The 21,562-nt window shown below is 60.9% G+C and carries 17 protein-coding genes, 1 tRNA gene and 3 pseudogenes; 8 read left to right on the top strand and 13 right to left on the bottom strand.

Features of this window, described 5'->3' with window-relative positions; translation table 11 throughout:
- Positions 1-67: 67 nt before the first annotated feature.
- Positions 68-916: a serine O-acetyltransferase gene (cysE, locus tag AC25BC_RS22160; RefSeq protein ID WP_012759638.1), complete on the bottom strand. Its 849-nt coding sequence runs from the start codon at positions 914-916 to the stop codon at positions 68-70.
- A 372-nt stretch (positions 917-1,288) separates the two neighbouring features.
- On the opposite strand from cysE, the gene AC25BC_RS22155 reads away from it, so the two are divergent.
- Positions 1,289-2,665 (top strand): FAD/NAD(P)-binding protein, encoded by a 1,377-nt coding sequence (locus tag AC25BC_RS22155; RefSeq protein ID WP_012759637.1) that lies wholly within the window; start codon positions 1,289-1,291, stop codon positions 2,663-2,665.
- Between the two features lie 103 nt (positions 2,666-2,768).
- Here AC25BC_RS22155 and AC25BC_RS22150 read toward each other — a convergent pair whose 3' ends face one another.
- The 8 genes and pseudogenes from AC25BC_RS22150 to AC25BC_RS22115 form a co-directional block, all read right to left on the bottom strand.
- Positions 2,769-3,008 carry a hypothetical protein gene (locus AC25BC_RS22150; protein WP_041935606.1) on the bottom strand — a complete coding sequence of 80 codons (240 nt, stop codon included), beginning with the start codon at positions 3,006-3,008 and terminating at the stop codon, positions 2,769-2,771.
- Between the two features lie 217 nt (positions 3,009-3,225).
- Positions 3,226-4,179, bottom strand: coding sequence for a sulfonate ABC transporter substrate-binding protein (locus tag AC25BC_RS22145; RefSeq protein WP_012759636.1), 954 nt, complete (start codon positions 4,177-4,179; stop codon positions 3,226-3,228).
- Between the two features lie 155 nt (positions 4,180-4,334).
- Positions 4,335-4,856: pseudogene (locus tag AC25BC_RS22140) on the bottom strand (zinc-binding dehydrogenase); the annotation flags it as partial.
- Between the two features lie 3 nt (positions 4,857-4,859).
- Positions 4,860-5,666 (bottom strand): annotated as a pseudogene (locus tag AC25BC_RS22135) (TauD/TfdA dioxygenase family protein); the annotation flags it as partial.
- Between the two features lie 496 nt (positions 5,667-6,162).
- Positions 6,163-6,281, bottom strand: a pseudogene (locus AC25BC_RS22130) (YoaK family protein); the annotation flags it as partial.
- Positions 6,282-6,353: 72 nt separating this feature from the next.
- Entirely contained in the window at positions 6,354-6,563 is a 210-nt protein-coding gene (locus AC25BC_RS22125) for a GIY-YIG nuclease family protein (RefSeq protein WP_012759633.1), read from the bottom strand.
- A gap of 119 nt (positions 6,564-6,682) precedes the next feature.
- Positions 6,683-6,758, bottom strand: a tRNA-Ala gene (locus tag AC25BC_RS22120).
- Between the two features lie 149 nt (positions 6,759-6,907).
- The gene (locus tag AC25BC_RS22115; protein WP_012759632.1) at positions 6,908-7,291 is read right to left on the bottom strand and encodes a TIGR02300 family protein; all 384 of its coding nucleotides are present in this window, start codon (positions 7,289-7,291) and stop codon (positions 6,908-6,910) included.
- Between the two features lie 276 nt (positions 7,292-7,567).
- Between AC25BC_RS22115 and aroA the strand changes: the two genes are divergently transcribed.
- The 3 genes from aroA to rpsA all read left to right on the top strand — a co-directional run bounded on the left by aroA (position 7,568) and on the right by rpsA (position 11,523).
- The gene (aroA, locus tag AC25BC_RS22110; protein ID WP_012759631.1) at positions 7,568-8,926 is read left to right on the top strand and encodes a 3-phosphoshikimate 1-carboxyvinyltransferase; all 1,359 of its coding nucleotides are present in this window, start codon (positions 7,568-7,570) and stop codon (positions 8,924-8,926) included.
- Positions 8,927-8,995: 69 nt separating this feature from the next.
- A complete protein-coding gene (gene cmk, locus AC25BC_RS22105) occupies positions 8,996-9,643 on the top strand; it encodes a (d)CMP kinase (protein WP_012759630.1) in 648 nt (215 codons plus the stop codon).
- A gap of 176 nt (positions 9,644-9,819) precedes the next feature.
- On the top strand, positions 9,820-11,523 hold the full coding sequence (rpsA, locus tag AC25BC_RS22100) for a 30S ribosomal protein S1 (RefSeq protein ID WP_003544285.1): 1,704 nt from the start codon (positions 9,820-9,822) through the stop codon (positions 11,521-11,523).
- A gap of 76 nt (positions 11,524-11,599) precedes the next feature.
- On the opposite strand, the gene AC25BC_RS22095 is transcribed toward rpsA, so the two are convergent.
- The 3 genes from AC25BC_RS22095 to AC25BC_RS22085 all read right to left on the bottom strand — a co-directional run bounded on the left by AC25BC_RS22095 (position 11,600) and on the right by AC25BC_RS22085 (position 15,034).
- Positions 11,600-13,159, bottom strand: coding sequence for a hypothetical protein (locus AC25BC_RS22095; RefSeq protein ID WP_012759629.1), 1,560 nt, complete (start codon positions 13,157-13,159; stop codon positions 11,600-11,602).
- 230 nt (positions 13,160-13,389) lie between these two features.
- Positions 13,390-14,016: a ribonuclease D gene (locus tag AC25BC_RS22090; protein WP_012759628.1), complete on the bottom strand. Its 627-nt coding sequence runs from the start codon at positions 14,014-14,016 to the stop codon at positions 13,390-13,392.
- Between the two features lie 208 nt (positions 14,017-14,224).
- Positions 14,225-15,034: a MerR family transcriptional regulator gene (locus AC25BC_RS22085; protein WP_012759627.1), complete on the bottom strand. Its 810-nt coding sequence runs from the start codon at positions 15,032-15,034 to the stop codon at positions 14,225-14,227.
- A gap of 168 nt (positions 15,035-15,202) precedes the next feature.
- On the opposite strand from AC25BC_RS22085, the gene AC25BC_RS22080 reads away from it, so the two are divergent.
- Positions 15,203-16,483, top strand: coding sequence for a 4-aminobutyrate--2-oxoglutarate transaminase (locus AC25BC_RS22080; protein ID WP_012759626.1), 1,281 nt, complete (start codon positions 15,203-15,205; stop codon positions 16,481-16,483).
- A 167-nt stretch (positions 16,484-16,650) separates the two neighbouring features.
- Positions 16,651-18,132 (top strand): NAD-dependent succinate-semialdehyde dehydrogenase, encoded by a 1,482-nt coding sequence (locus AC25BC_RS22075; RefSeq protein WP_012759625.1) that lies wholly within the window; start codon positions 16,651-16,653, stop codon positions 18,130-18,132.
- A 46-nt stretch (positions 18,133-18,178) separates the two neighbouring features.
- Here AC25BC_RS22075 and AC25BC_RS22070 read toward each other — a convergent pair whose 3' ends face one another.
- Complete coding sequence (locus tag AC25BC_RS22070) at positions 18,179-18,388, bottom strand: SlyX family protein (RefSeq protein ID WP_012759624.1); 210 nt, start codon at positions 18,386-18,388, stop codon at positions 18,179-18,181.
- A 179-nt stretch (positions 18,389-18,567) separates the two neighbouring features.
- Here AC25BC_RS22070 and uxaC point away from each other — a divergent pair, with 179 nt between their 5' ends.
- Both uxaC and AC25BC_RS22060 read left to right on the top strand, forming a co-directional pair.
- The gene (gene uxaC / locus AC25BC_RS22065) at positions 18,568-19,983 is read left to right on the top strand and encodes a glucuronate isomerase (protein ID WP_012759623.1); all 1,416 of its coding nucleotides are present in this window, start codon (positions 18,568-18,570) and stop codon (positions 19,981-19,983) included.
- On the top strand, positions 19,980-21,434 hold the full coding sequence (locus tag AC25BC_RS22060; protein ID WP_012759622.1) for a mannitol dehydrogenase family protein: 1,455 nt from the start codon (positions 19,980-19,982) through the stop codon (positions 21,432-21,434). Before uxaC ends, AC25BC_RS22060 begins: the two co-directional genes overlap by 4 nt.
- Positions 21,435-21,562 lie beyond the last annotated feature (128 nt).

Below are 21,562 nucleotides of genomic sequence, written 5' to 3'. Positions count from 1 at the left end.
ATGTAGGGCGGCGCGATTTCAGGTTACTCGTCACGCCAACCTCGCCCAGACAAGCCTACCCCAGGCCTCAGATCATATACTCCGGTTCAGACAAGGTCTGGTCCATCGTGATGCCCGGGAGGTTGAAGTGGCGCTTGCCCACCTGCCTCGCCGGAATGCCGGCGACCGATGTGTAGGCTGCAACAGCATTTATGACCACGCTGCCTGCACCCACCTTGGCGCCGACACCAATTTCGATGTTGCCGAGAATCTTGGCCCCCGCTCCGATCAGAGCGCCGCGCCGTACCTTGGGGTGCCGGTCGCCGGTCTCCTTGCCCGTCCCTCCCAACGTGACGTTCTGGAGTATCGATACATCGTCTTCGACAACAGCCGTTTCGCCGATGACCAGGCCGCTCCCATGATCGAGCATGATGCTCCTGCCCATCTTTGCGGCGGGATGAATATCGACGCCGAAAACTTCAGAAATTCGGCTCTGGATGTGGCGCGCCAAATGGAGGCGGTCATGATGCCAAAGCCAGTGAGCGACGCGTTGTCCCTGCAGAGCCACAAAGCCCTTGAAATAGAGGAATGGCGTCAGGATTTCCGTGTTCGATGGATCGCGTTCCTTGATCGCGGTGAGGTCCGCCGCAGCATCGGCGACAATATTGCGATTGCCGACGAACGCCTGGGCAATCACCGCCAGCAGCTCGTCATGGTCGAGGTCGTGATTGGCCAGTTTGATCGCGACCCGCTGAGCGAGCGCCTGGGCGAAACTCGCATGATAAAGCACCGCGGAATTCATGGCGCGCGTGAGTGCTGCATCCTTGGCCGAAGCATTGACGGCCTCCGCGCAAAGAGCCTCCCATATCGCGGCGACCTGAGGCGAGGGGGATGGCTCCGTCGACAGATTGCTCAAGCTGACCAGTGGAACCGTCATGCTAGCTTCCTTCTGCATGCGGGATGTCGCGACATCCAGCATGCAGACGTTAGGTTAATCTGGCCGGCGATAGATGGTCTAAAATTACGTGGATCTTTGTAGCCGCTCTAAAATTCCTCTCTTTTTTCGCCGGAACCGGGAAAAAATTTCCAAGTCGCTGTATCGCCCGTCAGCCGTGCTCCGGAATGCGTAAAGCCGGCAGCCGGAAGGGAGGCCAAGGCCCGCCAGCCGCCAAAACCGCCCAGTCATCATTTCAAGTCGAATGGTGCTTGCGTTCGGGACATGGTTGTCTATTATTTTGATAGAGAATTATGCGACTGGTCGGATCGGGCGAATTTATGCCGACCGGTCCAACGCAGAAGGAGCCGATGAATGACTCTTCTCTCGTCACGTTCTTCGAATTCGGAGACCCAGGAAGCGGACCATCTCGCAAGGATTGCGATTGTCGGCCGAGGCTTCACGGGGATCATGACCGCAATCGCTCTGTTCAAAAGAGTTGAGCGGCCTTTCCATCTGGTGATGTTCGATCCGCGAGCAAAGATAGATATCGGCGAGGGCATAAGTCAGCCCGCGTCGACGGTGCTGACCAGCCGCGTTCGCGACCTTTCTGTTGATCCCGGCCTGCCGGATGATTTTCGTCGATGGCTCGAAACCGATGACACGTGGCGCGATCGCCTGATCTCGGATCCTGCAGGTCTCGAACACGCCTTTGTGCCCGGAGAAATTTTCAGCACCTATGTGTACAAACGCTTCTCCGAAGCTCTGACCCATCGGCCTGATGTCATCGTCCAGTTTGGCTCGGATACCGTAACGGCGATCGATAGGCATCTGGACGGAGGATATTCGGTTTTCCTTGGAGCGGAGCAGCGAACCCGCTTTGACGCTGTGTTTCTCGCGACTGGTTACGGAATGCGGGAAAGTTCGGACGTGGCTCCTGCCAGTGGAACGCAAAACGCTGTCGTGATCGGCGGCGGCATCCACGCGGTCGACAGGGCGCTCGGATTGCTGGCCGACGCGAAGATTTCCCATGTCACTTTGATCTCGGAATCGGGCTTTCTGCCTCAGTCGCATGCTCCTGCCGCCGTTGGATCTGTTGTCACCGACCAACCCATGCCGGGGACGCTCCGCGGCGCATTCCGTTTCCTGCGTGAGGCCGCCAACAGAGCCGATCTGGAAGGTTCGGGATGGCAAGGCATTATGAACGGCTTTCGTTCACGTGCGCGTGACCTTTGGGTGGGACTGACGCCGGAAGAGCGCGCACGGTTCAAACGCCATGTGAAGGCTATTTACGACAGTCATCGCAACCGCTTGCCGCCGGAGCACTATCAGCGCCTGCATCATGCGATCGCCAGCGGCGCGATCGCCGTGAGGAAGGGAAAAGTGAATTGCATCGCCACAAACGGCGTGCTGTTTTCGGCCCCGACCGGGCTTGAGGTCCTTCCCGCGGACCTGACGATAGACTGCCGCTTCCGGCCGTCCGGGACCGATAGTCCGCTTGTCCGTTCGCTTATCGTTGCGGGGCTTGCAACGCGTGACGAACTCGAGATCGGTATCGTCGTAGATGAATGCGGGCGGACCAAGGCGAGCGCGTTGCATGGGCTGTTCGCAATGGGACCGCTCGGCCTGGGCAGCCTTCCGGATATCGATCTGGTGCCTCAGATCGTCTCGCAAAGCCATGCGGCAGCGTCATTGCTCAACGGTTGGATTGGTGACGTGGCTAAAAGCGCAGCACGTCGTCAAAGCCTGTGACGACGTGGGAGAGTTATTGTTCCAACCTGTGAATGGACGGCAACAGCCGGCCAAAGCCGCATCGCCGCTCGGAGCGATGCGCTGGGTCGGGAATGGCTTGCCGTCAGGCCGTTCGCGATGCCCGGATGACTGTCGGCGGCGCAAGCGGCGGCAGTTCCAGATTGGAGCGGAAATCCTCTCCGACATAATCGGTGTCGATCAGTTGACGGCGCCGGAGCTCAGGAAGCAAACCGTTTACCTGGAGGTCCTCCTGGTCGGGATTGCCGAAGCCGTGCATCGATAAGACATCGAGAACACCTGACTTGACGCGCTCTTCGATCGCATCCGTCAGCTGTTCCGGCAACCGACCAGTGGCCGGTTTCCTGCGTTTGAATGATCAGTTCGCGCAGCGTCAGTCCCTGGCGCGCGCAGCGTCGAAAGATTTCCACTCTCCCGCGCCCGGAATGAGTCTCGCTGGGAGGAGACAGACGAAAGCCTCGCCATCCTGCCGACAGCACCGCATCGAGCAATTGTCTCGCAGATCTTCTCGCTGGCCGGTAACTCAGATCTTAAAGTGGGCATCACGCCTTGCCCTTGCGGACAACGTCGGCAATCGTCACCTCCTTGGGAATGAGCTTCAGTTTGAAAAAGGTGTCGGCGATGTTCTGCTGCTGCGCGACGACGGTGTCGTCCAGGCTCTTGACCCCGTAGGACTGGCGCTCGAGCGCCTTGACGAGGACAGGTTCGGGGATGCCGACCGATGGTGAGAGCTCCGCAGCCGCAGCCGCGGTGTCGGACTTGGTCCATTCGTCGATCTCGGAAATGGCGTCGATCACGACATCGATCGCCTCGGCGTGACCGTCGACCAGCGACTTGGTGCCGAGATAGAACTGGTGATTGGGGACGATGCCTTCGCCGTTTCTGAGTTCTCGCGCTTCGACCGCGACTTCCGCCGCGGCCTGGAAGGGATCCCAGATGACCCAAGCATCAACCGCGCCCTTTTCGAAGGCTGCGCGGCCGTCGGCCGGAGCGAGGAAGGATGATTCGACGTCCTCATAGGTCAAGCCGGCTTCTTCGAGCGCCTTGACGAGCAGGTAATGCACGTTCGAGCCCTTGTTGAAGGCGACCTTCTTGCCTTTCAGTTCCGCGACGGACTTTATGGGGCTGTCCTTCGGGACCAGTATGGCTTCTCCGCGCGGGGCGGGCGGCTCGTGTGCGATATAGACAAGCGGAGCGTTTGCGGCCTGGGCGAAGATCGGCGGCGTTTCGCCGGTCGATCCGAAATCGACAGCACCAGCGTTCAGGGCCTCGAGCAATTGAGGACCGCCCGGAAACTCGGTCCATTCAACGGTGTAGCCGATGGGTTCCAGTTTCTTCTCCAGCGTGCCTTTGCCCTTGAGAAGCACCAGCGTTCCATATTTCTGGTAGCCGATACGCACGGCCTTGTCAGCGGCGCCGGCCAGCCGAACGTGGGTCAAAGGTGTCGCGATGGCACCTGCCACCACTGCAGTGAAAGCTCGCCTTGTGATCTTCATCATACCCTCCGGAATAAGACGAGACCAAATTAAAGTGTCTCTATATTTTTGATAGAATATATGTGCTCCGGTGTCGGCCTCTTCGGGATTCGCTTTTTTGTTCTGTTCCGACCGTGAGCAAAAAGAACTGCGCCGCGAAATAGAGAACGCCGAGGCTATGTTCGGGGCGCGACGCGCACGATCAGCTTTCCGAAATTTTTCCCTTCCAGGAGGCCAAGGAAAGCCTCGGGAGCGTTTTCAAGGCCGTCAACGAGATCTTCCTTGTACTTGAGCCGCCCTTCCGAGATCCACGCTCCGGCCTGATGGGAGAAGTCGGGACGCTGGTCGGCAAATTCGCGCTGTATGAAGCCTCGTATGGTGAGGCTTTTCCGCAGGATGGCACGCATCACCGCAGGAAGCTGATCACCTCCGTTCGAGACAGAGGATCCTTCGTTGTAATGCGCGATGAGGCCACAGACCGGTATCCGCGCGAAGTCGTTCAGCAATGGAAACACCGCGCTCCAGACGTGGCCACCAACATTCTCGAAATAGACATCGATTCCGTTCGGACAGGCGGCTGCGAGTTGTGCCGGAAAATCGCTCGAATGATGGTCTATCGCGACATCGAAGCCGAGCTCTTGGCGTAAGTGGTCACATTTCTTGGACCCGCCTGCGATTCCGACAACACGCGCACCGTATTAGTCGTTGACAGCGTAGTGCTGGGTCGCGCGATTATCCCAGATTGCGACGTCACCGGCTCTCCAGTGCCAGCGCACGGTATTTTCCGGCGCGGTAACATAGGACTGGAACACCTCGTAGAGTTTTGCGGAGTCGCTCTTCGACAAGCCGACGAGACGCTGAACGAAATTGCCGAGCAGCAGCGATCTTTCGCCGGTTTCGGGATGGACACGCACGACTGGATGCTCGGTCTCGTAGATGGTCGACGTGAAAACTTCCTCGAAATGCTTCTTCTCGTCAGCGGTGGCGCGAGGGCGCACGGCTGCGTAGTCATAGGCATTGCTGTGAATGGCCCACAAATTGTCCGCCAGCAATTTGAGCGATGCTGGCAGACTTTCGTATGCGGCATGGGTGTTGGACCAGATCGTATCACCTCCAGCCGCCGGAATGACGACGCCGCGAAGGACCGAGAATTTGGGATAGGCATCCACGAAGGTGACGTCGGTGTGCCACTGGTCCGCCCTGCCGCCTCCGCGGCTGGAATCGAGATTGAGGATGGAAGCCGTGCCGGCCACCGGACCCTGAGTTGGATGAGGCACAAGGTCGCCCAGGCGGCGCGCGAACGATTCCTGTTCGGAATCGCCAAGATGGTCCTGATCGCGGAAAAAGATGACTTTGTGTTTCAGGAGAAGCTGGTTGATGGCTGCGACCGTCGCGTCGGAAAGGTCTCCGCCGAGGCGAATACCCCTGATTTCGGCTCCGACGCGGCCGGTCAGCGGCACGACATCGGACTCGGGAATGATCTGATTGACGAGAACTGGATTGCTCATGGATATCTCCTGGCTGATCTTGGAAGAAGACGGCAAGTCACATGCGCCCAACGACGCATTCGCCGGACGTTCGAAAATCTTATTGTTAAAATCGACAGGGCTATGGAACGCTATAATCCATCAAATCAATAGACAAAATATTCTAATTTTGACTGTTTGCCCGAAACAGCCGCCTTCGATATTTTCTTATTGCCGGTGAATTCTCACTTGGGCCTTCAGCGATGCATCTTTCGATAGCCAAGCGGCTTGCGCGTGGATGCCTCGTACGGGGCTCTCATTCATCGCGGTTCCAGCCTTTGCTTTCGGCTGTCTTTGTGACGCGCACCAAAGGATGCGGCAGCGCGTTTTAGTCCGCCTTGGAAGGTTGCGTCATCAAGGCCGCTATAAGGCTCTCCTTCGGAATTCGTCACATTGAGGAAGATCTGTTCGTCTCCGAACGCGGTATATCCGCCGCCCAAGCCCTTTTCGTTGCGTCTGCTGCCTCGAAGAATTTCTGCACGACGGTGGCGGAGATCAGGACCGCCGCGTGATAAAGATTGCCCTCACTCAAGGCCAGTGCGGCCGCGTCGTGTTGCCTGTCATGAAGGAGATGAAATCGCCGGTCAGCAAGGCGCCGGCGGGCTGTGGAGGCGTCCTGCCGGAGTTGAGGTGGGCCGGCTAGAGTCTTTTCTTTGCGAAAGCTCTGCCTCAAGCCGACTTCAGATATTTCTCGAAAGCGAAGGCCTGCGTTTCATCGGAGAAAGCGAGATAGGTCTTGAGAGACCAAGGAAGATATTTCGAGGTGTGAGAAACCTCGCCGGCGTTGTGTTTTGCCAAGCGCGACTTCAGATCACTCGTCACGCCAACATAATAGCGATCCGGAAATTCAGTGCTATGGAGAATGTAGACGTACTTCATGGAAGGATCGTAGCCCGCTATGTTGCTTCGCAACTTCGGCGCGGCAGCCTCCGCTTCCTTCTCGCCCTCGTCCCGTCAAGCCTGCCGGCTTGCCGAGCCGAAGCTCGAAGAGCGTAGGCTGGTGGAGCTAAGCGGGATCGAACCGCTGACCTCTTGCATGCCATGCAAGCGCTCTCCCAGCTGAGCTATAGCCCCATCAAGGTGGTCCGGCTCGCGGCCGGTCCTGGGATACTCCTCAAGGCGTGCCCTTCGGAGTGGCGGCTTATTACTTCCGGATTCCGGAGATAGCAAGCCTAAAAAATCTGGCCCGGAGAATTTTTTCCTCGCCGGGCCGAAATGCGGTCTCAGACTTCGTCGTCGTCGCCGGTCACGCCGATGATGTCGCTCATGTCGTCATCATCGTCATCCTCGTCGGGTGTGAGGAAGGTATCGTCGTCGTCGTCGCCTTCGATTTCGACATCGTCATCGCCGATATCGGGGATGTCGTCACCGCTGGCGGCGTCATCGGCATCTTCCAGCGAAACCAGTTCGACTTCGGTGTTTTCAGTATCGACTTCCGCGACCTCCTCTTCCTCGGCAACTTCGGCGATCGCCGAGGTTTCTTCGAAGAAGGACAGAGGGTAGGACTTGCCGGTATAAGGAGAGACGATCGGATCCCGGTTCAGATCATAAAACTTCTTGCCGGTTTCCGGATCGGTACGCTTGGTTCCAAGTTCCGCTTTCGCCACTATAAGCCTCGTGTGAATGACCGAATGCAAGATTCGGCAAATGCCGATCAAGCCGGCGTTCCATCGGAATTTATAAGCCGGTCCCCTTAATCGCTGTGGCTTCCCATGTCAAAGCCAAACTTTGCGAGCCGGGCGCCGGGTTTTTGGCAAGCCGACGGATGACCGCCCGGCGCGTTTATGTTAACGAGCCGCAACAGCTGCAGAAGCGGACGGGAATTGCGACCGGCCAAGCCTGTCTCGCGGCAAAAATAGACTGCATTTGCAAAGGATTGCGCCATGCTGAACGGCTCCGCGCCAAAGCCCGCCACCGCCCGCAAATCCGCCGGTCTTACGGGCAGCGTCCGTATTCCGGGCGACAAGTCGATCTCGCATCGTTCCTTCATGTTCGGCGGGCTCGCCTCCGGCGAAACGCGGATCACCGGTCTGCTCGAAGGCGAGGACGTGATCAATACCGGCCGGGCGATGCAGGCGATGGGCGCCAGGATCCGCAAAGAAGGCGAACAATGGGTGATCGACGGCACCGGCAACGGTGCACTGCTTGCGCCTGACGCGCCGCTCGACTTCGGCAATGCCGGCACCGGCGTACGTCTGACCATGGGCCTCGTCGGCACCTACGATTTTCGCTCCACCTTCACAGGCGACGCCTCGCTTTCGAAACGGCCGATGGGCCGCGTGCTCAATCCACTGCGCGAAATGGGCGTGCAGGTCAGCGCCTCCGAGGGCGACAGGCTGCCGGTGACGCTCAGAGGCCCGGGAACGCCGAGCCCGATCCGCTATCGGGTGCCGATGGCATCCGCCCAGGTGAAATCGGCCGTGCTGCTTGCCGGCCTCAATACGCCGGGTATCACCACGGTCATCGAGCCGGTGATGACGCGCGACCATACCGAAAAGATGCTGCAGGGTTTTGGTGCTGCCCTGTCCGTCGAGACCGATAGCGAGGGTGTGCGCACAATCCGGCTCGAAGGGCGCGGCAAGCTGGCGGGCCAGGTGATCGACGTTCCGGGCGACCCCTCCTCCACCGCCTTCCCGCTGGTTGCGGCGCTGCTTGTTCCCGGCTCCGACATCACCATCGTCAACGTGCTGATGAACCCGACCCGCACCGGGCTGATCCTGACGCTGCAGGAGATGGGGGCCGACATCGAGGTGGCGAATGCGCGTCTTGCCGGCGGCGAGGACGTGGCGGATCTGCGCGTGCGCCATTCCGAACTCAAGGGCGTCACCGTTCCCGAAGAACGTGCGCCGTCGATGATCGATGAATATCCTATCCTCGCCGTCGCTGCCTGTTTCGCCGAGGGCGCGACGATCATGAAGGGGCTGGAGGAACTGCGCGTCAAGGAGTCCGACCGTCTTTCCGCCGTCGCCGATGGCCTCAAACTCAATGGCGTCGACTGCGACGAAGGCGAGGATTTTCTCATCGTGCGCGGCCGGCCAGACGGCAAGGGCCTCGGCAATGCTGCCGACGGCAGGGTCAGCACACATCTCGACCATCGCATCGCCATGAGTTTCCTTGTCATGGGGCTTGCCTCGGAGCATCCTGTCACGATCGACGACGCGGCGATGATCGCGACCAGTTTTCCGGAATTCATGCAGCTGATGACCGGCCTTGGAGCGAAGATCGCGGAGGTGCCGGAATGATCTACCGGCCGCGGCAATCCGCGAAGACAAACTCATTCGCCGTTTCGGCGCTGCCGCAGGATTGATCGTATGACGAACGAGACCTTCACCATCGCCATCGATGGCCCGGCGGCGGCGGGCAAGGGCACTCTCTCGCGCCTCATCGCAGAGCGCTACGGATATCACCATCTTGATACCGGCCTGACCTATCGCGCCACAGCCAAGGCGCTGCTCGATGCCGGCCTGCCTCTCGACGACGAGGCGGTGGCGGAAAAGATCGCAAGAGAGGTTGAACTCGCCGGATTGGATCGCGATATACTTTCCAAACATGAGATCGGCGAAGCCGCCTCGAAGATTGCCGTCATGCCGGCGGTGCGCCGGGCGCTGGTCGAGGCGCAGCGACGGTTTTCGACGAAAGCGCCGGGAACGGTGCTCGATGGGCGCGATATCGGCACGGTCGTCTGCCCGAATGCGGCGGTGAAATTCTATGTGACGGCGTCGCCGGCAGTCCGCGCAAGACGCCGTTATGACGAGATCCTCGGCAAAGGCCTGACTGTGGATTTCGATGCGATCTTCGAGGACGTCAAGCGGCGCGACGAACGCGACATGGGACGGGCCGACAGCCCTTTGAAACCAGCTGATGATGCGCACTTGCTTGATACGTCGGAAATGAGTATAGAGGCCGCGTTTCAAGCTGCTCAATCGATCATCGATGCGGTCTTGAGCCGAAATGCCTAAATTCAAGCGATTTTGCGTGCTCTGAGCATGGATCGCTTCTAATACAGCAAGCCTGAAATTCCGTCCAAGCGCCGGATTGCCTTCGTCAGAGAGGGCGGACTGGGTTCAGGCCCGTTCAACGCAAACCAACCGGCGCATACGTGTCCGCTTCCATTTCAGGACACGCAGGAGATTTTATGTCAGTAGCTACCCCCTCCCGCGAGGATTTCGCGGCTCTTCTCGAAGAGTCCTTTGCCAAGAACGACCTGGCCGAAGGCTATGTCACCAAGGGCATCGTCACGGGCATCGAGAAGGACGTCGCCGTTGTCGACGTCGGCCTGAAGGTTGAAGGCCGCATCGCGCTGAAGGAATTCGGCGCGCGCGCCAAGGACGGCCTGTTGAAGGTCGGCGATGAAGTCGAAGTTTATGTCGAGCGCATCGAAAACGCGCTTGGCGAAGCCGTTCTGTCGCGCGAGAAGGCTCGCCGCGAAGAAAGCTGGGTCAAGCTCGAAGCCAAGTTCGAAGCTGGCGAGCGCGTCGAAGGCGTGATCTTCAACCAGGTCAAGGGCGGCTTCACGGTCGACCTCGACGGTGCGATCGCCTTCCTGCCGCGTTCTCAGGTCGATATTCGTCCGATCCGCGACGTGACCCCGCTGATGCACAACCCGCAGCCCTTCGAAATCCTCAAGATGGACAAGCGCCGCGGCAACATCGTGGTTTCGCGCCGTACGGTTCTGGAAGAATCCCGTGCCGAGCAGCGTTCTGAAATCGTTCAGAACCTCGAAGAAGGCCAGGTTGTTGACGGCGTCGTCAAGAACATCACCGATTACGGTGCGTTCGTTGACCTCGGCGGCATCGACGGCCTGCTGCACGTCACCGACATGGCATGGCGCCGTGTGAACCATCCGTCGGAAATCCTGAACATCGGCCAGCAGGTCAAGGTTCAGATCATCCGCATCAACCAGGAAACCCACCGTATCTCGCTCGGCATGAAGCAGCTCGAGAGCGATCCGTGGGATGGCATCCAGGCCAAGTATCCGGAAGGCAAGAAGATTTCCGGTACCGTCACGAATATCACCGATTACGGTGCATTCGTCGAGCTGGAGCCGGGCATCGAAGGCCTGATCCACATCTCGGAAATGTCCTGGACCAAGAAGAACGTTCACCCCGGCAAGATCCTGTCCACGAGCCAGGAAGTCGAAGTCGTCGTTCTCGAAGTCGACCCGTCCAAGCGCCGTATTTCGCTCGGCCTCAAGCAGACGCTGGAAAATCCGTGGGCAGCATTTGCCCGCAGCCATCCGGCCGGCACTGAAGTCGAAGGCGAAGTCAAGAACAAGACCGAATTCGGCCTGTTCATCGGTCTCGACGGCGATGTCGACGGCATGGTGCACCTCTCCGACCTCGACTGGAACCGTCCGGGCGAACAGGTCATCGAGGAGTTCAACAAGGGTGACGTCGTCAAGGCCGTCGTTCTCGACGTCGATGTCGAGAAGGAACGCATCTCGCTCGGCATCAAGCAGCTCGGCAAGGATGCAGTCGGCGACGCCGCTGCTTCCGGCGACCTGCGCAAGAATGCAGTCGTTTCCTGCGAAGTGATCGCGGTCAACGACGGCGGTGTCGAAGTGAAGCTCGTCAACCACGAGGACATCACTTCCTTCATCCGCCGTGCCGACCTCGCCCGCGACCGCGACGAGCAGCGCCCCGAGCGCTTCTCGGTCGGCCAGGTGTTCGACGCCCGCGTTACCAACTTCTCCAAGAAGGACCGCAAGATCATGCTGTCCATCAAGGCTCTGGAGATTGCGGAAGAGAAGGAAGCCGTTGCCCAGTTCGGTTCGTCCGACAGCGGCGCTTCGCTCGGCGACATCCTGGGCGCAGCCCTGAAGAACCGCGGCGGCGAATAAGCCTCGCATCCGCCTTTGAATTGAAGAACCCGCCGGAGCGATCCGGCGGGTTCTTCATTTTCAGCCAATGAAAATGTTATTCCCAACCGACCATGCGCTGATAGAGCGCGTAGACCGGGTCATCGTCCGGGCGACCTGGCTGATAAGCCGACGGTTCGGCATCAATCATCCTCGGCGTCCTGCGTTCGGGTGCCGCATCGGTCGTTTCGGCATCGGGCTCGGCATCCTCGCCACCGGACTGTGCCTGTTGCTGATCCTCGGACCCGTCGTCGCGTTGGTGCTGATGCTGGTGGTGCGTTTCGCCTGCCTTCTCGTTCGACGGTGTATCCTTGGCGAATTGGTAGGGCAGCTGGCTATAGGCAAATCCCTCCGGCATCCTTGCCGCCAGCGGCAGATAGGAAGCCTCGGACGTCTCGGGTATCGGCATCATCTGCGGTCGCGCGGAGATTTCTTTCGGCTGACGGGCTGCCGCCGCCGCGGCCTCATCCATCTGCGGTGGGCGGAGTGCTGCTGATTGGCGGGGATCGGGTGCGGTGAATTCGACCGGCTGCCTGGTCAAGGTCTCGGTCGCATCGCTGATGACGGCGTCGTCGAGGATCGTGTCGATCTCCACTGCCGCCTCGACGGGAACATCGTCCTGCACGGTTTCGACGTCTTGCTCGCGGATGATCGTGGCGATCAGCTCGGAGACTTCTTCGGTCATGGAGGCAACAATTCCTGCCCAGTTCCTGGGAATGACAGGATCGACCTTTTCCGACATCGCACTGGTTTGGATGGCAGGCGGCTCCGGCGTTGCCTGCGTATCGTCGGCTGCTGCGGCTTCCGTCGGCAGCGGTTGCCCGGCTTCGATCTCCTGCGGCGCAGATTTTTCCGGGGCGATCTCTCTTGCCGTCGCCGGGGCGGATTGAGCCCGGTTCTCAGCCTTCGGCGCTTCCGGATCGGCAGCTTCCACGGCTTCGGCGATGACCGCCTCTTCGGCCGCCGCCGATGCTGCGGCTTCGATAAGCGAATCGGCCGGCACGGGCAGCTTGTCTGCCGGCTGGCGCAAGGCGGCAGGCAGGCTGTCCTCATGCAGCCGGATCTCGGGCAGCCGGATCTCGGGGCGAGGTTCGGCGCGCATCGGCGATGCATCGTTCTGGCCATAGGAGCGGACGACCGCGCGGGCGGCGAGATCGCGATCCTTATAGCGGACAATCTCCAGATAGGCGACGATGCGAGCGGCTTCAGGGCCTGTCGGGTTCTTCAGGGCCTCGGCGATCGTCCGGAGCGGCACGCTATGCCCATTCTCGGTGAGCTGGCGCTCGACCTCGTCGATTCTCGCGGCCGGCAGCCGCCGGATCGCATCGGCAAGCCGGGAGGCGAAGGCAAGATTGCTCTCATCATCTCCACGATCCAGCGAAATCGAGCGGCCTGCCGCATCAATGACATCGAGAAGGGCTTCGACCATGCGCTCGCGCGCCGCAAGGAGCAGAATATTGAGTTTGCCGGCAATGGCGGAATTGAGGTCCGCGGCTTCGACGGCGTTGACAGGCGCGGGGGCAATCACCGAGTGGCCGAGACCACTGGCGACGATCGCCGCTGTCTGACCCTGGGACGAAAAGCTTGCATTGGACGCTGCACGAACGGGAGTCAACATGGCATGCTCCTTTCGTAAAGTGACGATGAAAGCAGGCTCTAGAAAAGGACCGCGCTCATCCGGTCCCCTTGCATCCCAGCAGATCCTCCTGTCCGCATGACGCAGTTCCGGCGCCATCGAATGCATAAAAATTAACAGGAATGTTAATAAACAGGCGTTAATGAATCGCTAACGGCCGCGGACAAGTCTGCCGCGCGGTTATTAGCAAACGCAGAATGAAAGCAATTCGCTCAGCTATGGGCGAAGATATCGGCCTCTTCCCAGCCGAGCAGGTCGAGCTTGGCGCGGGTCGGCAGGAATTCGAAGCAGGCCGTCGCATGATCATAGCGGCCGTCGCGGATCAGGCGTTCCGTCAGCTTATCGCGCAACGCATGCAGATAAAGCACGTCGGAGGCGGCATATTCGAGCTGCGCCGGAGACAGCCTCTCGGCCGCCCAATCGGAAGATTGCTGCGCCTTGGAGACGTCGACGTCGAGCATCTCCTTGAGATTGTCCTTGAGGCCGTGGCGATCCGTATAGGTCCGGATCAGACGCGAGGCGATCTTGGTGCAGAACACCGGGGTCGCGGTGACGCCGAAGGTATGGAAGAGCACGGCAATATCGAAGCGGCCGTAATGAAAGATCTTTTGATGGGTGGGGTCTTCAAGCAGGGCGACGAGATTGCGCGCCTCTTTCTGACCGGCGGCGATGCGGATGATATCGGCGGTGCCGTCACCCGGCGAAAGCTGGACGACGCAGAGCCGATCGCGGCGCGGCACCAGACCGAGCGTTTCGGTGTCGATCGCGATCGCGCCGGTGTAGCGGGCGGCATCGGCCGCGGAAATATCGCCTTCGTGATAACGTATGGTCGCCGCCATGAGACTGTCTTTCGTTCGATGCATCCCCTACAGCGCCGTAGCACTTTGAATGGCTGCATTATTTTATCCTTAAATCGATTCCGATTTAAGGAATTATGCAGCAGCGCTATAGCGCAAAGGCGCAGAGCGCGAAACCGCTTTCCCGCCGCTAGAGCGCCGTGCGTCCTCTTGGACGCACATAGGACGCTCTCCCTCTTTTATCTCCGCATCAAAATGTTGGCGGCGTATTGATCCAGAGAAGCACGGTTTCGCCGTCGTGACGGTTGCGCCAGGAATGATCGCGGCGGCTTTCGAAATAGAGTGAATCGCCGGGGCCGAGATCGAAGAACTGATCGCCGTCGAGCACCAGTTCGAGCCGACCGGACAGAACATGCATGAATTCCTCGCCCTCGTGGCGATAGGCGCCCTCGCTGGCAGCACCCGGCGCCAACACGAAACGATGGCAATCCATCATCCGGCGACCTTCGGCGAGGAGCTGCACCGCGACACCCGGCGTCGTTTCCGGCCAGGCGCGCCATTCGCCGGCGCGCACATGCGCCGATACCTCCCCGCTTTCCTCACCGGAGAGGCGGGAGACGGTGGTGCCGTAATATTCGGCGAGATCATGCAGCGTCTTGAAGCTGACGCCCTGCGAGGTGCGCTCCAGCGTCGAGAGCGTCGACGAGGTGACGCCGATGTCGCCGGCCACCTGATCGAGCGTCTTGCCGCTCGCATGCCGCAGGCTGCGCAGCTTGCGGCCGAGGCCGGTATCCTGGCTTGCCTCGGCGCCATCGGCGGAAGGTTCCTCGCTCTCCAACGCCTCGCGGATTGCCGCGGGATTGAGCCCGCGCTCGACACGATACCAGGAGATGCGCTTCAACCGCGCCACATCGTCGGCGCTGTATTGCCGATGGCCGGTTTCGGAACGACCGGGAACCACCAGACCCTGGCTTTCCCAGAGGCGCAGCGTCGAGGCCGAAACACCCGCCAGCCGCGCGGCTTCCGCCACCTTGTAGCGTACAGGCCCATTATCGTTCATTCGAAACTATCCCCGATTCCAATCCCCCCAGAACCTCCATTAAAAAGCGTGATGTTTGAAGCAAAAAATGCCTCTTGTTTTCTTGCAGGAAAAATGTAGGAGTTTTATATAGATCTTGCAGAAATTATACAAGATAGCTTTCCAACCCTTTCAGCGCAGGAGCCATCGATGACCGCGACAAGCCTTACCGACCGGAAGAACGCCGCTATTTCACGCGGCGTCGGCATGACCACTCAGATCTATGCCGATCGCGCAGAGAATGCGGAGATCTGGGACAAGGAAGGCCGGCGTTACATCGATTTCGCCGCCGGCATCGCCGTTCTCAATACCGGCCACCGCCACCCCCGGGTCATCGCAGCGGTCAAGGACCAGCTCGACCGCTTCACCCATACCTGCCATCAGGTAGTTCCCTATGAGAGCTACGTACACCTTGCCGAACGGCTGAACGCGCTGCTGCCTGGTGATTTCGAGAAGAAGACGATCTTCGTCACGACGGGCGCCGAAGCGGTTGAGAACGCCGTCAAGATTGCGCGCGCCGCAACCGGCCGCTCGGCCGTCATCGCCTTTGGCGGCGGCTTCCATGGCCGCACCTTCATGGGCATGGCGCTGACCGGCAAGGTCGTGCCCTACAAGGTCGGCTTCGGCGCGATGCCTGGCGACGTGTTCCATATTCCTTTCCCGGTCGAGCTGCACGGCGTCACCGCCGATCAGTCGCTGGCGGCGCTGAAGAAGCTCTTTGCCGCCGATGTCGATCCGCAGCGCGTCGCCGCCATCATCATCGAGCCGGTGCAGGGCGAAGGCGGCTTCTATGCGGCCCCCGCCGCCTTCATGAAGGCGCTGCGCGAGCTCTGCGACCAGCACGGCATCCTGCTGATTGCCGACGAGGTGCAGACCGGTTTTGCCCGCACCGGCAGGATGTTCGCGATGGATCATCACGAGGTGGCGCCCGACCTGACGACGATGGCAAAGAGCCTGGCCGGCGGCTTTCCGCTCGCCGCCGTCACCGGCCGCGCCGAAATCATGGATGCGCCGGGACCGGGCGGGCTCGGCGGCACCTATGGCGGCAATCCGCTCGGGATCGCCGCCGCCCATGCCGTGCTCGACGTCATTGTCGATGAGAATCTCTGCAATCGCGCCAACCAGCTTGGCGGACGGCTGAAGCAGCGGCTGGAATCGTTGCGCGAGACGGTGCCCGAGATCGTCGATATTCGCGGACCGGGCTTCATGAATGCGGTTGAATTCAACGACCGGACGACGGGACTGCCGAGCGCGGAATTCGCCAACCAGGTGCGGCTGATCGCGCTCGATAAGGGCCTGATCCTGCTCACCTGCGGCGTCCACGGAAATGTCATCCGCTTCCTCGCGCCGATCACCATCCAGGACGAGATCTTCGGCGAAGCGCTCGATATTCTCGAGGCCTCCATGCTGCAAGCAAGCGCGGCCAAGTGATCGCACCCTAGAGCGGTTCAGCTTTTCACGGAAGCGCAGAACCGCTCTAACTTTTTGTTTTACGCAATTCCGGACGGAAAACCGCTGCGCACTTTTCCTGGAATTGCTCTAGCCGGATTTCAATGGCTGCCGGCAACCGGCAGCCGCACTCCCAAGGAGGATATGACATGGCTTTCACCAGCGCACTGACCAAGCACGTTCCCTTCTCCTCGCCCCTGCTGCGCGATGCCGGCTATATCGACGGCGTCTGGACATCAGGCGATGCCACTCGGACTTTCGACGTGCTGAACCCGGCAACCGGCGAGTTGCTCGCCTCACTGCCCGATATGGGCGCGGCCGAGACGCGGACGGCAATCGATGCGGCCCATGCCGCCCAGCCGGGCTGGGCGGCCCGTCCGGCCAAGGAGCGCAGCACGATCCTGCGCAAATGGTTCGACCTGATGGTCGCCAATGCCGACGAACTCGCGGCGATCCTGACCGCCGAAATGGGCAAGCCGTTCCCGGAAGCGCGCGGCGAGATCCTTTATGCCGCGGCCTATATCGAATGGTATGCGGAAGAGGCCAAACGCATCTATGGCGAGACGATCCCCGCGCCTTCCGACGATAAACGGATGATCGTCATCCGGCAGCCAGTCGGCGTCGTCGGTACGATCACGCCGTGGAACTTCCCGGCGGCGATGATCACCCGCAAGATCGCCCCGGCGCTTGCCGTCGGCTGCACCGTGGTCTCGAAGCCGGCCGAACAGACGCCGCTGACGGCGATCGCGCTTGCCGTGCTCGCCGAGCAGGCCGGCATTCCGGCCGGCGTCTTCAACGTCATCGTCGGCGTGGATGGCCCGGCGATCGGCCGCGAACTCTGCGGCAATGAAAAGGTGCGCAAGATCAGCTTCACCGGCTCGACCGAGGTCGGCCGTATCCTGATGCGGCAGTGCGCCGACCAGATCAAGAAGGTGAGCCTGGAGCTCGGCGGCAACGCGCCCTTCATCGTCTTCGACGATGCCGATCTCGACGCTGCCGTCGAAGGCGCGATCGCCTCCAAATACCGCAATGCCGGCCAGACCTGCGTCTGCGCCAACCGCCTCTACGTCCAGTCGAACGTCTATGACGCCTTCGCCGCCAAGCTTGCCGCCAAGGTCGCCGAGATGTCGGTCGGCGACGGCTTCAAGCCGGGTGTCGTGATCGGGCCGCTGATCGACGAGCAAGGCCTTGCCAAGGTGGAGGACCATGTCAGCGACGCGCTTGCCAAGGGCGCCAAGGTACTGACCGGCGGCAAGCGCATCGACGGCGCCGGCACCTTCTTCACGCCGACGGTCCTGACAGGCGTTGCGCGCGGCATGAAGGTAGCGCGCGAGGAGACCTTCGGGCCGGTGGCGCCGCTCTTTCGCTTCGAGACGGTCGAGGATGTCATCGCCCAAGCCAATGATACGGAATTCGGCCTCGCCGCCTATTTCTACGCCGGCGACCTGAAGAAGGTCTGGCGGGTGGCGGAAGCGCTGGAATACGGCATGATCGGCATCAATACCGGCCTGATGTCATCCGAGACGGCACCCTTCGGCGGCATCAAGCAATCCGGCCTCGGCCGCGAGGGCTCGCGGCACGGCGCCGACGACTATCTGGAAATGAAATATCTCTGCATCGGCGGCGTCTGATTGATCATCCTAATGAGACGGGCACGCGGCATTGCGCCGCGTGCCGTCAATAATGCGGCGGGCGGGTAATGCCAGGCGCTTCCAATGACTGCTCTTCCAGCGACAGGAAGCGTTCGGTGAGCCGGTCGAGCTTGGTGCGCATCTGCTCGACCGTCTTCCATTGCTCGGCGAGCTGATCGGAAAGCTCTTCGATCGTCTTTGCCTGGTGGGCCAGCATTTCTTCCAGCTGGGTGATGCGGTTCGTCTCGTCGGACATCGATCCTCCTTTGCCGAATCCGGCAGAACAGATGGTTCTGCAAATCGGAAATAGGCCGCCGCGTCAATGCTTTCCATGCCCGACGCGGCCATGCGCAAAACTGTACCGTTTGGTTACTAAAAGACCTTGCCGCGCCGGATGTTGTGGGGTAGGCCGTTATCCATCTGGGAGGAATACTGATGGATGCAGGAAACGGCTTTCTTCATCCGGACCGGCTTTTTCCGGCTGATCCGGCAACACGGACCATCGCGCGAGATCTCTACGAGACGGTGCGCAATCTTCCGATCGTCAGTCCGCATGGGCATACTGAACCCTCCTGGTTCGCCGACGACAAGCCCTTTGAAGACGCGGCCTCGCTGCTGGTCATTCCCGATCACTATCTCTTCCGCATGCTGCACAGCGTCGGCGTCACGTTAGACGAGCTCGGCGTGCCGCGGCTCGACGGCAAACCTGACGCAACGGGACGGGCGATATGGCGGACTTTTGCCGCGCATTATCACCTTTTCCGCGGGACGCCTTCGAGCCTTTGGGTCGACCACGCCATGTCGGCCGTACTCGGCTGCACCGAGCCGCTGACATCTGACAATGCCGATGCGCTCTACGACCATATCAATGCCCAGCTTGCCCTTCCCGAATTCCGCCCGCGGGCGCTGCATCAGCGATTCGGCATCGAAACGATCGCGACGACGGATGGGGCGCTCGATCCTCTGGCGCATCACCAGAAGATGGCGGCCGACGGCTGGATCGGCAAGGTGCGCACCACCTACAGGCCAGACGGCGTCACCGATCCCGACGCCGTCGGCTTCCGCGACAATCTCGTCAAGCTCGGAGAGATCACCGGCACTGAGGTAACGCGCTGGGACGGCCTGATCGAGGCGCATCGGCGCCGGCGCGCCTATTTCCGCCAGTTCGGCGCCACCGCGACCGATCACGGCGTGCCCACAGCCTTCACCGCCGACTTGCCGCTCGCCGAAAAACAGGCGCTGCTCGAGAAGGCGCTGAAGGGCCCGCTTTCGGCCGGGGAGGCCGAGCTCTTCCGCGGCCAGATGATGACCGAGATGGCCGGGCTTTCGGCCGAGGATGGCATGGTGATGCAGATCCATGCCGGCTCCAGACGCAATACCGACCGCGGACTTTTCTCGACCCGGGGTCCCAATATGGGCGCCGATATCCCGACAAGCAGCGACTGGGTCGGCGGCCTGAATGCGCTGCTTTCCAGATACGGCCATGCGCCGGGGCTGCGCGTGCTGCTCTTCACGCTCGACGAGACGACCTATGCGCGCGAGATGGCGCCAATGGTCGGCCATTGGCCCTGCCTGATGATCGGACCGCCCTGGTGGTTCCACGACAGCCCGAACGGCATCCGCCGCTACCTCGACCAAGTCGTCGAGACGGCGGGCTTTGCCAATATGGCGGGTTTCAACGACGATACGCGGGCGCTGCTTTCGATCCCCGCGCGGCATGACGTCTGGCGCCGCGAAGTCTGCCGCTTCCTTGCCCAGCTTGCCGCCGAGCACCGAATTTCGAAGCGGGAAGCCGAGATCGTCGCGGGCGAGCTCTCCTATGGCAATGCAAAGAAGGCCTACAAGCTGTGACCGAACGACTGCAGACCCTTTCCGGCCTCGCCTCGACGGCGAAGCTTCCCGCCTATGACCGCGACCAGCTGAAAAGCGGCATCCTGCATCTTGGGCCAGGCGCCTTTTTCCGCGCGCATTTCGCGCCGTTTACCGATGCCGCACTTGCCGCAGTGGGCGGAGACTGGGGCATCGAGGTGGCAAGTCTGCGCACTGCTGATGTCGCCGATCACCTGAACGAACAGAACGGCCTCTATACGATGCTGATCCGCGATACGTCGGGCACGGTGGCGCAGGTGATCGGCCCCATTTTGCGGGCACATGTGGCGACACGCGATCCGTCAGGACTGCTGGATCGTCTGGAAGATCCGACCATCCGCATCGTCAGCCTGACGGTGACGGAAAAAGCCTATGGCATGGATACCGCGACGGGAGGGCTCGATCTCAACCATGCCGATGTGGCGGCCGACCTTGCCAACCGCCATGCGCCGCGCGGCGTCATCGGCTATCTGGTCGAGGGACTGTCCCGGCGCCGGGCGAAGGGCATCGCCCCCTTCACACCGCTCAGCTGTGACAATCTTCCGAGCAACGGCGCCGTCCTGAAGCGGCTGGTTCTCGATTTTGCCGAACGCGTCGACCCCTCGCTTCGTCAATGGATCGAGGCAAATGTGCCCTTCCCCTCGACCATGGTCGATCGCATCACGCCGGCCAGCACCGAGGCGACTTACCAGGATGCCGAACGGCTGACCGGACGGCAGGATCTGGCGGCGATCGAGACCGAACCCTTCACGCAATGGGTGATCGAGGATGATTTCGCCAATGGCCGGCCGGCCTGGGACAAGGCCGGCGCGCTGATGGTCACCGATGTTTCGGCTTACGAGAAGATGAAGCTCCGGATGCTGAACGGCGCGCATTCACTGCTCGCCTATCTCGGTTATATCGGCGGCTATGAATTCATCCGCGACGTGATGGATGATGCCGGCCTGGCGGCCCTTGCCTACCGCCACATGCATGCGGCGGCGAGAACGCTCGATGCGGTTCCCGGCATCGACCTCGATGACTATGCCAGCGAATTGATAGCGCGCTTTGCAAACAAGGCCATCGCGCATCGCACCTATCAGATCGCCATGGACGGCACGCAGAAACTGCCGCAGCGGCTGCTGGAACCGGCAACCGAGGCACTGGCGCATGGCGACAAGGCGGAGACCTATGCGATCGCCGTTGCGGCATGGATGCGCTATGCGATCGGCGAGCACGGCAACGGCGAGCGCTATGAACTGCGCGATCCCCGTGCTGGCGAAATCGCCGCTCTCATCGCCGATGTTCCACGCACCGGCCTGGCGATTTCGGCCGCTCTCTTCACCCTTCCGGGACTCTTCCCGGCAGCTTTGACAGAAAATCGGGCGTGGACGCAGGATGTCTCCGACAAGCTGGAGATCCTGATCCAAGACGACCGGCTGCCGCTGTTCTGAGGCTTGGAGCCTCTGGCTCAGGCTCTTCTTTAGCCGAGGAGAGTCGTTTTCCGCAAATATAGTAGGTCACGCCAACGCGGGGTGGCTGGGTTCTTGTAATGAGAGGGCGTGCCGCGGTCGCCCCCCTC

This window comes from Rhizobium sp. WSM409 (assembly GCF_057653825.1).
The sequence above is the reverse complement of the archived record's forward strand: the minus strand, read 5'-3'. Positions and strand labels throughout refer to the sequence as shown.